General features: G+C 56.8%; 9 protein-coding genes. 1 reads left to right on the forward strand and 8 read right to left on the reverse strand.

What is annotated here, in order from left to right:
* Positions 1–150 precede the first annotated feature (150 nt).
* From ACRCWW_RS06945 to ACRCWW_RS06960, 4 genes are all read right to left on the reverse strand, one after another.
* Complete coding sequence (locus ACRCWW_RS06945) at positions 151–1,317, reverse strand: bifunctional tRNA (adenosine(37)-C2)-methyltransferase TrmG/ribosomal RNA large subunit methyltransferase RlmN (protein ID WP_438681752.1); 1,167 nt, start codon at positions 1,315–1,317, stop codon at positions 151–153.
* 163 nt (positions 1,318–1,480) lie between these two features.
* Positions 1,481–1,912: a nucleoside-diphosphate kinase gene (ndk, locus tag ACRCWW_RS06950; RefSeq protein ID WP_438681753.1), complete on the reverse strand. Its 432-nt coding sequence runs from the start codon at positions 1,910–1,912 to the stop codon at positions 1,481–1,483.
* Between the two features lie 155 nt (positions 1,913–2,067).
* A complete protein-coding gene (gene pbpC / locus ACRCWW_RS06955) occupies positions 2,068–4,392 on the reverse strand; it encodes a peptidoglycan glycosyltransferase PbpC (RefSeq protein ID WP_438681754.1) in 2,325 nt (774 codons plus the stop codon).
* Between the two features lies 1 nt (position 4,393).
* On the reverse strand, positions 4,394–9,349 hold the full coding sequence (locus ACRCWW_RS06960) for an alpha-2-macroglobulin family protein (RefSeq protein ID WP_438681755.1): 4,956 nt from the start codon (positions 9,347–9,349) through the stop codon (positions 4,394–4,396).
* Between the two features lie 177 nt (positions 9,350–9,526).
* Here ACRCWW_RS06960 and sseA point away from each other — a divergent pair, with 177 nt between their 5' ends.
* Positions 9,527–10,366 carry a 3-mercaptopyruvate sulfurtransferase gene (sseA, locus tag ACRCWW_RS06965; protein WP_438681756.1) on the forward strand — a complete coding sequence of 280 codons (840 nt, stop codon included), beginning with the start codon at positions 9,527–9,529 and terminating at the stop codon, positions 10,364–10,366.
* Positions 10,367–10,481: 115 nt separating this feature from the next.
* Here sseA and sseB read toward each other — a convergent pair whose 3' ends face one another.
* The 4 genes from sseB to fdx all read right to left on the reverse strand — a co-directional run bounded on the left by sseB (position 10,482) and on the right by fdx (position 13,237).
* Positions 10,482–11,258 carry an enhanced serine sensitivity protein SseB gene (gene sseB / locus ACRCWW_RS06970; protein ID WP_438681757.1) on the reverse strand — a complete coding sequence of 259 codons (777 nt, stop codon included), beginning with the start codon at positions 11,256–11,258 and terminating at the stop codon, positions 10,482–10,484.
* A 111-nt stretch (positions 11,259–11,369) separates the two neighbouring features.
* A complete protein-coding gene (gene pepB / locus ACRCWW_RS06975) occupies positions 11,370–12,644 on the reverse strand; it encodes an aminopeptidase PepB (RefSeq protein WP_438681758.1) in 1,275 nt (424 codons plus the stop codon).
* A 55-nt stretch (positions 12,645–12,699) separates the two neighbouring features.
* Positions 12,700–12,900 (reverse strand): Fe-S cluster assembly protein IscX, encoded by a 201-nt coding sequence (gene iscX, locus ACRCWW_RS06980; RefSeq protein WP_404658445.1) that lies wholly within the window; start codon positions 12,898–12,900, stop codon positions 12,700–12,702.
* Position 12,901: 1 nt separating this feature from the next.
* A complete protein-coding gene (gene fdx, locus ACRCWW_RS06985) occupies positions 12,902–13,237 on the reverse strand; it encodes an ISC system 2Fe-2S type ferredoxin (protein WP_404658446.1) in 336 nt (111 codons plus the stop codon).
* Position 13,238 lies beyond the last annotated feature (1 nt).

Consider the following 13,238-nt stretch of genomic DNA (forward strand, 5'->3'; position numbering starts at 1 on the left):
AAAACGTATGGCTACCCTGTTGTTGCCCCGCTACATACTGCCTCAATCCTGGCAGAAACGCACCGTAATTATTAACCGGATCAGTGCGTTTCGGTTATTCCTTAAACATTTTAGTCCCTGCGCACAAAAACGTGCGTCAGAGACTGTTTATCAGACCGCTTTAACGTCGATCGGTTCACCCTGCATGCGTTTGCGCATCGTACGCTTGGTACGATCGATAACATCGCCTGCCAGCTGACCACACGCGGCATCGATATCATCGCCACGCGTTTTACGCACGATAGTGGTGAAACCGTAGCCCATCAGCACCTTGGAAAAACGGTCGATTCGGCTGTTCGAACTGCGACCATACGGCGCGCCCGGGAACGGGTTCCACGGAATAAGGTTTATCTTACAAGGCGTGTCTTTCAGCAGCTCAGCCAACTGGTGAGCGTGCTCGGTGCCATCGTTGACGTGATCAAGCATGACGTACTCAATGGTGACACGGCCCTGATTGGCGTTTGATTTTTCCAGATAACGGCGAACCGCGGCGAGGAACGTTTCGATATTGTACTTCTTATTAATCGGGACGATTTCGTCACGAATTTCATCGTTCGGCGCGTGCAGGGAAATGGCCAGCGCGACGTCAATCATGTCACCCAGTTTATCCAGCGCAGGAACCACGCCTGAAGTAGAAAGGGTTACGCGGCGCTTGGACAGACCGAATCCGAAATCATCGAGCATGATTTCCATCGCAGGCACAACGTTGGTCAGGTTGAGCAGCGGCTCTCCCATGCCCATCATCACCACGTTGGTGATTGGGCGCACACCCGTCTTCTTCTGCGCGCCGATAATTTTCGCGGCACGCCAGACCTGGCCAATGATTTCTGAAACGCGCAGGTTACGGTTAAAGCCCTGCTGCGCCGTGGAGCAGAATTTACACTCCAGCGCACAACCCACCTGAGAAGAGACGCACAGCGTGGCGCGATCGTCTTCCGGGATGTATACGGTTTCAACGCGCTGATCGCCTACGGCAATCGCCCATTTGATGGTGCCGTCAGAAGAACGCTGCTCTTCCACCACTTCCGGAGCGCGGATTTCAGCCAGTTCTTTGAGTTTGGTGCGCAGGACTTTGTTGATGTCAGTCATCTCATCAAAGTCGTCGCAGCAGTAGTGATACAACCACTTCATCACCTGATCGGCGCGGAAAGGTTTCTCGCCTAAGTTTTGGAAAAACTCACGCATCTGCTGACGGTTTAAATCCAGCAGGTTAATTTTTCCGTTTTTTTCAGGAATGGCAGGCGTGACGACTTCAGTGGTGTTAACTAAATCAGACATAATGTTTTCCGGCCTCGTTGTTACACGTTATGGCCCCTGGAGGGTTGAAAAAGAAACGCCCCGGTGAGCTATCTGCTCGTCCGGGGGCGTGACATTGTACAAATTCTGGCGCACGGATGCCACGTTTGCACGCGACATCAGCGAAATAAAGTGTAATACCCGATTAACGGGTGCGAGCGCACACTTCGCCTTCACCGAAGAAGTAGGCGATTTCGCGTTTTGCAGACTCAACGGAGTCAGAACCGTGGGTGCCGTTCTCAGTGAAGCTGTCAGCGTAATCTGCACGCAGGGTGCCAGCCAGCGCGTTCGCCGGGTTGGTTGCGCCCAGCAGGTCACGGTGACGCTGCACAGCATTTTCGCTTTCCAGAACAGACACCACGATTGGGCCAGACGTCATGAACTCAACCAGACCGTCGAAGAATGGCTTGCCGTCGTGTTCAGCGTAGAAGCCACGAGCCTGCTCAACGGTCAGATGCAGCATTTTGGTACCGACAATCTTGAACCCTGCTGCTTCAAAGCGCGCAAAGATGCTGCCAATAACGTTTTTTGCCACCGCGTTCGGCTTAATGATGGAAAAAGTACGTTCAATAGCCATGATAACCTCTAAAATATTGTGTTGTTGTGCATACGGACGTATGACCTGGCGCGCATTATAATGAGCAATAATCCTGCTGCCTATGGCTTAAGGTAACATTTTTTTAAAATAAGACGACTTTGAGCAACACTCACAACCCAAGCGCAAGAATCCTCTTATTGCAGACTAAAGCTCGCCGTCGCCGTTTGTCCCGCCTCGTCCATTACCACCAGCTGATACTCCCCGGCATGATCAAGCAACAGCGTGGCCGTATTCCCTGCCGACTCCAGTGGCTCACCGTTGAGATACCACCAGCGCCGCCCTTCTCCCCCGCTTGTTTGCAATGCCAGCGAAGCTTGCTTTGCCCCAGGAAGGCGCTTGATCACCATGCCATCACGCACACCCGATAGCGTCAGTGGGATCAAATCCTGCTGATGCAGTGGCGGGCAGGTTTCAGACGCCACAGGTAAACGCGCCGCACGACGCTCCCCTGCTGGTAGCCATGGTTCCAGCGGTAACGGCCAGACATCCAGATTTAGTTGCTGTGCACCCGGGCAGTCTGCCGCCACGCGTTCGCCTTGCTTATTCAGCCAGACGGGGAAACGAATCCCTCGCAGACCTTCTTGCCCCGGCAACAGCAGCGTCGGCGGCTGGCTGTTGTCCAGCAACCAGGTGGATAACCGGCGACGGCAGTTGGTGTCTCCGGCATCAAGCGATTGCCCACCCGGCCAGCAAACAGTGCCCGCACTCACCGAAGCCGGACGAGGATCGACGGGCAGGCCATTTTTGACCGAAGCACTGCGTGAAAGCAGCATATTGCTGACCTGGTTAAGCAGCGGCACGGCGCTGATAAAACCAAATTGCCCGACAACAGGCGTTCCGTCCGGACGACCGGTCCAGATCCCAATCACATAGCGAGCATTGATCCCCATCGCCCACGCATCGCGATAGCCATAACTGGTGCCCGTTTTCCAGGCCAGAGGAACGATCGACGGCAAAGAGCCATCCGGCAGCGGCTGATCCTCTCCGGCCAGAATGCGACGGATGATCCACGCCGATCCCGGTGAAAGCAGCGGGCGTTCAGTCAGCGGATCGCCCTCTAACATGCGCAATCTTCCGGCCTGCCCATGACGGGCGAAGGCGCTGTAGGCGGCGGTAATATCAGCCAGTCTCGCCCCAGCACCGCCCAGGATCAGCGAAAGGTTTGGCTCCGCGCCGTTGGGTAAAATGAGAGGCAGGCCAGCGTTACGTAGCCGGGCTGCGAATTGCTTTGGCCCATAAGCCTCCAGCACTTGTACGGCAGGCAGGTTCAGCGAGCGCACCAGCGCATCGCTCATGCTGACAGGCCCGTGGAAGCCGCTGTCAAAATTCCCCGGACGGTAATCACTAAAACGCCTCGGCACATCCTGAAGCAAAGAGGCCGGATGAATAAGTCCGTCATCCATGGCCAGGCCGTAGATAAACGGTTTCAGGACCGATCCCGGTGAACGAATGGCGCTCACCATATCAACATGCCCGAAACGACTGTCGTCATTGATATCGACCGATCCCACCCAGCCGCGCACTTTCATGTTGGTATGATCGACGACGATCATCGCCAGCGAGCTGTGTGGCGGTAAACGTGATTTCCAGTTGAGCGCCAGTTCTTCCAGCTGACGCTGCAATGACGCATCCAGCGTGGTGACGACTTTTTCATTGCGGCTGCTGGCAAGCACGCGTCGGGAAAAAAGCGGTGCCAGTTGGGGCATTTGCCGTGGGAACAGCCAGACAGGCTCCTGGCGAGCCTCCTTCACCACCTGAGCGGACCACACCTTTTGCGTGAGCATGCGTTGCAGAACTTTGTCACGCGCCGCCTGAGCACGTTCAGGCCAGCGATCAGGGCGCAAACGACTTGGCGCTTGTGGAAGTACAGCGAGCAACGCGGCTTCAGAATAACTCAGCTGCTGCGGGGGTTTTCCAAGATAGGCCCAGCTTGCGGCACCAATGCCCTGAAGCGTGCCGCCAAAAGGGGCGCGATTAAGGTACAGCGTCAGGATCTGACGTTTATCGAGATGCCACTCAAGCTGGAAGGCACGCCAGAGCTGGCGGATTTTGCCCCCTAAAGTCCGGGAATGAGGATCGAGCAGACGAGCGACCTGCATCGTGAGGGTGCTTCCGCCAGAGATGACTCGTCCTGCACGAAGATCCTGCCATGCGGCTCGCAGCACTGAGAAAGGATTCACGCCCGGATGATCCCAGAACCAGCGGTCTTCATACTGGATCAACGCCTGCAAATAGCGTGGCGAGACATCCTCGATCGTGACGGGATAGCGCCAGATCCCTTCCGCGTCAGCGAAGCGCCACAGCGGCGTACCGTCTTCCGCCACCACCACTCTTGCAGGCGTGACTTCTTTCAACGGCAACGGCCATATTCTGTCTGCCAGCCAGACGGCCAGGCACAGTGAAATGAAAAATCCCGCCAGCCACAGCCAGCGGGATTTTTTGCGCAGGGTTAATCGCATCTTACGGAACGATAATCAGCGGCCCGTCTGTTGTTCCGGTGGCCCGCCATTGTGGAACGTACATCGATTCCACCTGCGACACCGGAACATCATACGTACCCGGCGTAACGGCACGGGCAAGATAAACCAACGTCACAGGCTGCCCCTGATTCACCGCCACCGCCGCGACAAACCGGTCGTCGCGGAATTCGATATGCTGGATATCTGCCTGCTGCATCTGGTTCAGCAAATTCTGCACTTCCGCCCCGTTGTCCTGCAGGCTGGCACTGCTGTTGGCCAGATTCTGGTTTTCCAGCTCCAGCCCGGCAGGCAGCAGGTCAACCACCAGCGCATCCGGCACATTCTGGTTGGCTTTGATTTGCAGATGCACCAGCACCAGATCGCCGCTACGCAGGGAAGAGAGCGACTTCAACTGACCGTCCGTGCCGAGGAACTGACGTTCAATCTGCAACACATTGCTGGAGGGCTGTGGCGCATATTCCGGGTAACCGCTGCTGTCCAGACGCAGCCACAACGGCTGAGTCCCGGTGTTCTTCACGTTGAGCGAAGTCAGCTGATCGGCAGTCAGGTTACGCGACTGCGCTTTATCACCGCTCAGGGCTTCCGGCTGCAGCGACGTTTGTGCCTGCCAGTTGCCCGGCAAGTCCTGCAATCCTTTCGCCGCAAGGAACAGCGCGTTCATTTCCTGAGTCGACAACCAGCGCTCGCCGAACGCCTGTTGAGACAACGTGTTGAGCAGCGTGCTCTGTGCCTCTGGCAGCAGCTTGTTCTCTTCCAGCAGGCTCAGCATCAGCGCATTGTCGCGCAGCACGCTGCCATAATCCGCCATCCAGCGAGTGTTATCCTGTCTTGGGGTTTTGAGCCCTTGCTGGATAGCCAGCTCGCCGCGTGGCGCATCGCCCATCGCTTTCAACGCCAGACCCAGTTGCACTAACGGCAGGCCTGCTTTGGCCTGAGCATTACGCTCCCAGATTTCGCGCAGTGCACCCAATGGTGCTTTTTGCTGACGCGCCAGCACCAGTGCCGCATAAGACTGCACCGCGAAGCGGCTCGCCTGCGCATCGTCGGTGTAGCGAATGGTCATCAGGCCCGGCTCCTGCAGATAACGCAGCAGACGGTTGTTGCCTTTGGTGATCGCATCCGCAGGGACGCTGTAGCCTTGTTCGCTGGCGCGAGTGAGGAAATCCATCACATACGCAGTCAGCCAGTACTCTTCCGCGCCTTCCTTATCCCACAGCGCAAAACCGCCGTCGTCACGCTGCATTTGCAGCAGGCGAGAGATACCGATATCAACCGCGGCACGACGTTTATCGTCGCTGTCTCCGGCAATACCCAGCGCTTTGAGCTGTTCCGCATTGGTATAAAGCTGCGGGAACAGGCCGCTGGTCGTTTGCTCCAGACAACCGTAAGGATAAGCTTTCAGTTCGCGGATATAGCGACCCAGATTCAGTGGCGGCTTGCCGCTGAACAGCAGTTGCCCTTCGAGCGTGGCCGGGGAGAATCCTTCAACATGCACCGCTGGAGCCGTCCAGCTTTCACCCGGCTGAAGGGCAATGCCCGTGTTCACCGTTTGCGCCGGGAAGGCAGGACGTACACCAATTTTCCACTCTTTCTGCAATGGCGCGAAGGTTTCACCCGGTAGCGCCAGGCCGGTGACGATCGCCTGAACGGCACCTTCACCGAACCCGTCATTCGCACTGACAGGAATAAACAGCGTCATGCGAGCGCCGGGCTCAAGCTTTATCGGCTGCGGCTGAGCGCCCTGCAGCTGCAACAACCCGCTGGCCGTCAACTGGACATTCAGCGTCTGCGGCTGGTCCGTCAGGTTAGTGACATCCAGCGTCAGACGGCTGTTGTCGCCACCCGCCATGAAGCGTGGCGTGTTGAGTTCCGCAATCACTGGCGCGGCGACAACCACTTTGCTGTCGCTGCTGCCGAAATCCTCTGCGGTCCAGGCCTGCGCCATCACGCGCAGCTCACCGTTGAAATCACCAATCGGCAGCGTGACCGTTCCTTCACCTTTGTCATCCAGCGTGACAGGCTGAGCCTGCTGGGCAACGATGGTGACGTGATTGACCGGCGGTTTGCCGCCACGTTTCAGTTCATCACCATCCCCCCCAAATTTCAGGCTGGCAAGACGGCCCTGACCTTCAATCACCTGGCCGTAAATATCATAGATATCCGCGCCATAGCGCTTCTGCCCGAAGAAGGCATTCCACGGATCGGGCGTCGCATAATCCGTAATATTCAGCACGCCGCTGTCCACCGCAGAGACCAGCACGTTCACCTGTTTTGGCAAAGCGCCGTCTTTCACGCTGGCTTTGATTTTCACCGTCAATGGCTGATTCGGACGCATCTTCTGCGGCGTATCGAGGGCCACATTCAGGCGGCGGTTTTCATCCCCCAGCGGCAGATGCAGTAAGCCAACAGCGCGTTTTGGCGTGGCGGATTTTGATTTATCGCCAGGGCGAATCACCAGCGTGCTGAGATAGAGGTCGTGACGGTTCCACTTCTGAACGACCGGAATCGAAAGATCCATGCCCTGTTCAGGCACGTCAATTTCCTGCCACCACAGCGGGCCTTCACTGGATTCCACCATCGCATAGCCTTTCCCTGCGGCAGGTGCCGAGATATGCAGTTTGATGGTGTCACCTGCGGTGTAAGCCGGTTTGTCGAGCTTCATGGTCACACGATCAGGACGCGCCGCACCAGTGCCGTCGCTGTTATCCTGCCAGCTGTAGCCCGCCCAGAAGCGAACGCTGCTGACGGTTTCGTCCGGCGCTTTCACTTCCAGACGGTATGAGCCCCACTCTACCGGGAAGCTGACTTTCCCCGTCTCATCAGCTTTCAACTCCAGCGTTTGCTCACCTTCCACCAGATCCTTTTGATCGTACTGTGACTGCCAGCCTTCACTGTCAGACCAGTTCCACGAGTAGTCGCGGCGTTCGCGGATCAGGCGAACCTGCAAGCCAGAGACAGCTTTTTTCTCGCCCTGAGCGTTGGCGTAAACAATGTCGAAAGCCGCATTGCTGTCTTCATCAACAATCGGCTGACTGGTGGTGCTGTCAGTGCGATAGTCATACACCGCTTTGCTGGCAAATTCAGGGCGGATCCCCGGCAGCGCTTCAGCAGGCCAGATGGCCTGTTCAGCACGACGGGTCACCGGACGGCCACCGGACTCAAGCAGGCTTGCTTGTAAGATAACCTGTAAAGGTGAGTGCGTTTCCTGCCACTGGCTTTCCGTCGTGACTTCACCGCGCCCCTTATCATCCAGCTTCATCTGCACTTCATCGAGCGTGCGGGAGAGGTTTTCTTCGGCGATATCACCAAACTGGTAGCCCGGCAGCGCAGCCACTGCTTCACGCAGCGGGCGCAGGAAAAGCTTGCCCTGCAAGGCATTGCCGTTCGCTGGCACGCCATACAGGTAGTAGCCCGTTACGCCGAATTTCACTTCGTCCGACGAGTCGACTGGCGCTTTTTCAGGTGTCAGGTTTAAGGCCATGCGCTCGGGCATGAAATCTTCGACGTGGAAATCCCACTCGCGTTTCTGGTTATCTCCGGCACTGGCGCGGACGTGCCACATTCCCGTCGCGGCGCTGGCATCCAGCTTCCAGTTAAACTGATACAGGCCATTCACCGCTTTGCTCATCACGGTGCGAACCACCTGCCCGTCAGGCTGAACCACTTCCAGCTTCACGGGCTGATCCGCCAGCGGTTTACCGTCGCTGTCGCGCAGCAGCCCGTTCACAATCACCGTTTCGCCAGGGCGATAGAGATCGCGCGGGCCGAACATAAAGAACTGCTTGCTGTACCCCGGCGCACCGGCGATATCAAATTCCGACAGATCCAGCGCCGGGAGCTTCAAATCCAGCAGCGTGGTTTGCCCGTCTTTGCGCGCCAGCAGCAGCGCCGCTTCCTTGTCAGTTTGCAAGGTGGCATGGCCTTTACCATCGCTGTTGGCCTGAGCCAGCGTCTGGCCTTTGTCATTCAGCAGCTGCACGTCGATGCCGCTTTGCGCCGCGCCGTTTTCCAGACTCTGGGTGAAGATATCGAGGCGGTTATGATAACGGTGTGCGGACACGCCAATATCGCTCAGAGTAAAGAGCGTGGCGGCATTGCTGTAGGTGTAATGCCCGGCCTGATTCATCACCGCCACATACACCCCCGCCTGTTGCAACGGCTTGATGTCGCTTAAGGGCAGCAGGAGTTTTTCGCGGGTATTGCGTTCAGGATTCAGGTCAAAACGACCGGTGTACACCAGATCGGCCATTTTCAGCAGCTCATCGGATTCCCAGTTGCTGAGCGAGCTGCGGTATTCCCACTGGCTGACGAAAGCAGCCAATGATTCAGGTTTGATACGGAAGAAGTTAACGTCGACGTTATTGACGTTGAGCGCCATCACCGGCAGCCCGACCACCACTTTGCCCGGCAGCAGCGAGCCACGGCTGGCGAAACCGACGCTTGGCGCGATATCACGCGTTTCGATGGCTTTTTCGTAAGTCTTATCAAAGCTGGCTTTGTTCACCGCCACCAGATCAGGATCAACGGTCAGCACCAGATTGCGCTTCGGCTCAAGGTGGCGCATGCGCAATTCTTTAAGATTCGGGGCCAGTTCCCAGGCACCATCCACTTTGCCGCTTTTCTTATCGACCAGATGCACCCGGCTGGAAAAATCCTGTGCCGGGTCGAGAGGAATGGAGAAAGTCAGAACCAGCGTCGCGGCACCGTCAAGCTGCACTTCAGACGCATCAATCAAGGTAAGTGCTTTGCCCTGACTTTGAGCGGCGAGCTTTGCGAGCGCGGCGGCATCAGGCTTAGCGGAAGACACTTTAGACGGGGTGTCCGACGTGGATGCAGCAGGTTTTGCGGCCTGCGGCGCGTCCTTATCATCACAACCACTTAGCGACACGGCGGTGAGCAACGCGAGCGACAGCGCAGCGATTCGATACGGTTTCATCCATTAACCTCTGGCCCGAAAGCCTCAAATTTTCGTCAACACAGTATTATGCTTAATCTATCGTTTTTCCAACAGCCTAAAAACTCTGATATTGACTCCAATTATAGATCTCGCTCCCTTGTCGCAACGGGGAAAACAGCCCACAATCCGGTAATCAATGGGAAAATGGAGAGCACCATGACCACCTCTTATTTTGTCGCCGCCGACTGGCTGGCAGAGCACATTCACGATCCGCAAATTCAACTTCTCGACGCACGCATGGCGCCTCCAGGCCAGGAGCACCGCGACCTGGGTGCAGAATATCGCGCCGGACATCTGCCGGGTGCGGTGTTTTTTGACATTGAAGCGCTGTCCGATCACACCAGCCCGCTGCCGCATATGATGCCGCGCCCGGAAGCTTTCGCCGTCGCCATGCGCGAACTCGGCGTAAACAGCGACAAGCACCTGGTGGTATACGACGAAGGCAACCTGTTCTCTGCGCCACGCGCGTGGTGGATGCTGAAGACTTTTGGCGTTGAGAATGTCTCGATTCTTGCAGGCGGACTGGCAGGCTGGCAGCGCGATGAACTGCTGCTGGAAACGGGCGACGTTAACTTGCCGGAAGGCGATTTTGAGGTGAAATTCGCCCCCGAAAAAATCAAACGCCTGACTGACGTGCTGGTTGCCAGCCATGAGGGAAATGTTCAACTGGTGGATGCTCGCCCGGCACCGCGTTTCCTTGCCCAGGCCGATGAACCCCGTCCAGGGCTCAAACGTGGTCATATCCCAGGTGCGAAAAATGTGCCGTGGGGGGATCTGGTCATTAACGGTGAGCTGAAGACAACCGACGAACTGGAAGAGATCTTTGAGCGTCAGGGCGTGGATATCAATACCCCTATCATCGCCAGCTGTGGGTCAGGTGTGACCGCCGCCGTGGTGATGCTTGCACTGGCTACGCTGGATGCCCCTGATGTGACGCTTTATGACGGCTCATGGAGCGAATGGGGTGCTCGCGAGGATTTACCTGTCGCGAAATAATGCCCGGCGGCACAAGGTAAACAGCAAAGCCTTCTTCAGGAGAAGGCTTTTAGTGTGTGCTCCCTCTCCCCGTGGGAGAGGGCCGGGGTGAGGGCATCAGGCCGCACAATCCCTGTCAAATAATCCGGTTCTGCTTAAAATCGCGCAGGAAGCTGCCCCAGCGGCGTTCATAGAATGGGGTGATGTGGGCCATCATGAAATGGCTGATCCCTTTATCCCCTTCCACGACCTGACAAATATCAATCGGCTCATCGCCTGGTAACGTATCGGTCGCCACACTGCCTGTCGCCTGAATAATCGCCTCGATATCGCCCTCGGCTTCAATCCCAATCAGCAGGTTTGGCCGTTCATCAGCCCCCTCTTTGATGGAGCACAGAAATGCGCGTTTGACGGTTTTCAGGGATTTGAACAACGTGGTCAGCGAATCCACCATTTGCGCAGGCGGCTCCGCCACTTCAGACAGCAGCAGTGAAGCGCCGCCTTCCAGCACCGTTTGCGTGCTGAGTGGGTTGCCTTCGTCGCCAATCAGATGACTGATTTCACGCGGAGTGAACTCTTTCCCGGTCGGCAGTTTGGCATTCAGAAACAGCGCTTCACCGAGCGTCATTTCAAACAACGCACGCACCGGCATGACCACAAATGCCTGTTCGACATCCACGGCCTGCTGCATTGCTTCGAGAGAAGAGAAGAAAGGGATAACCGTAGTGCCGTCATCTTTCTCCCAGTGCTGCAAATCCAGCGCGCTGTCTTCTACAACCTGCTCGCCTTCCGCCGCCGTGCCTGGCACCCAGATGGTCGCCTCAAGCAGTGCGCGGAAGAAAGCCGGACGATGCGCGGGTTCAGTCGCCGCCTGTTCCAGTAAGGTTTCTAATTCGTTTTTGGTTTCGGACATAATAATTCCAGATCGTGCCAGCCCCTCACCCCGGCCCTCTCCCAAAGGGAGAGGGAGAACACCTGACAGTCCCCTCTCCCTTTGGGAGAGGGTTAGGGAGAGGGGCAAATATTATTCAGCGGTCAACAAATTGGCGAGAGTACGCACACCCAGCCCGGTTGCACCAGCCGCCCACTGCTCAACGGCAGATTTACGGTAGGTTGCGGAGCAGTCGATGTGCAGCCAGCCTTCGTGATAATTCTCAACGAAGTGCGACAGGAAACCTGCTGCGGTGCTGGCGCCTGCCGGGTAAGCCGCGCTGGCAGTGTTGTTCAACTCTGCAAAGTTAGACGGCAGCTGGTTGCGGTGGAACTCCGCCAGCGGCAGACGCCAGAAAGGCTCGTTCTCAGCCGCAGCGCTCGCCATCAGACGGGCAGCCAGTTTATCGTCGAAGCTGAACAGCGCGTGGTAATCGTTACCCAGTGCCGTTTTCGCCGCACCGGTCAGCGTGGCGGCATCGATAATCAGCTCTGGTTTCTGCGCGCAGGCGTCAATCAGGCCATCGGCCAGTACCAGGCGGCCTTCCGCGTCGGTGTTCATCACCTCAACGTTTTTGCCGTTGCGATAGCGAATGATGTCGCCCAGTTTGAACGCGTTACCGCTAACCATGTTGTCAGCGCAGCACAGGTAGAGCTTCACGCGCTTGTTCAGACCGCGAGTGATAGCGAAAGCCAGTGCGCCAGTCACCAGCGCCGCGCCACCCATGTCGGACTTCATGGAATCCATGAACGCGCTCTGCTTGATGCTGTAACCGCCGGAATCGAAGGTGATCCCTTTGCCCACGAGGCACGCGTAAACCGGCGCGTTTTCATCGCCAGTTGGGTTGTAATCCAGCGCCAGCAGCACAGGAGGACGCTCAGAGCCACGGCCCACCGTGTGGATGCCCATGTAGTTTTGCTCGCGCAGGTCTTCGCCTTTGGTAATGCGATAATGCACATTGTCGCAACCAAAGCGGCACAGTAAATCAACGGCACGCGCGGCAAGCTGCTCAGGGCCCAGTTCTTCTGCCGGAGCATTGATGGTGTCGCGAACCCAGTCGACGATCGCCAGACGGTTTTTCAGTTCGTCGTCCTGGTTTGCCCACTCGACGTTACGGGTGCCTTTCGGCCCTTTGTAGCCAGCCCAAAACGCCCAGCTGCGGTCTGTGTCCCAGCTTTCGCCCGTCAGGGAGACATTTTTGATGCCCATGCCGTCGATTTTACGGGCAGCACGCTGGATCAGGCCCAGATCGTCTTTGCCGTTCAGATGCAGGGTAATGCCGTCGTTGTTAATGCTGTAGCTGGCTTTCTCACCCCAGCGCGCGTCGGCGGGTTCGGTGGAGAGCGTAATCTTCATCGCTTCGGTCATTGTCTTTATCCTTATTGAGCAAACGGGCCGCCTGAGGCAGCCCGTTTCGCGAAAATCATTCTGCTTCGTCTAACCAGACTAACAGAATCGCCTCGAGAATTTTTTCATTGGATGCGTTGGGATCATCCTCAAAATCTTCCAGCTCGCAAATCCACTGATGCATATCTGTGAAGCGAACCGTTTTTGGATCGGTGTCCGGGTATGCATCGTACAATGCTTCGCCGATTTCACGGCTGTCAGTCCATTTCAGGGCCATATCAGTGCTCACGTGCGTGGTTGATGGTGTAACGCGGCATCTCGACCACCAGGTCTTCATCGGTGACGCGAGCCTGACAGCTTAAGCGGCTTTCCGGCTCCAGACCCCAGGCTTTGTCGAGCATGTCATCTTCGTCTTCGGTGCTTTCAGGCAGCGAGTCAAACCCTTCACGCACGATGCAGTGGCAGGTGGTGCAGGCGCAGGATTTCTCACAGGCGTGCTCAATCTCAATGCCGTTACGCAGCGCAACGTCAAGGATGGTTTCACCGCGTTCAGCTTCCAGAACTGCGCCATCCGGACAGAGATCCTGATGAGGCAAAAAAACAATCTTTGGCATA

Source organism: Scandinavium sp. (assembly GCF_051650185.1).
Lineage (GTDB): Bacteria > Pseudomonadota > Gammaproteobacteria > Enterobacterales > Enterobacteriaceae > Scandinavium.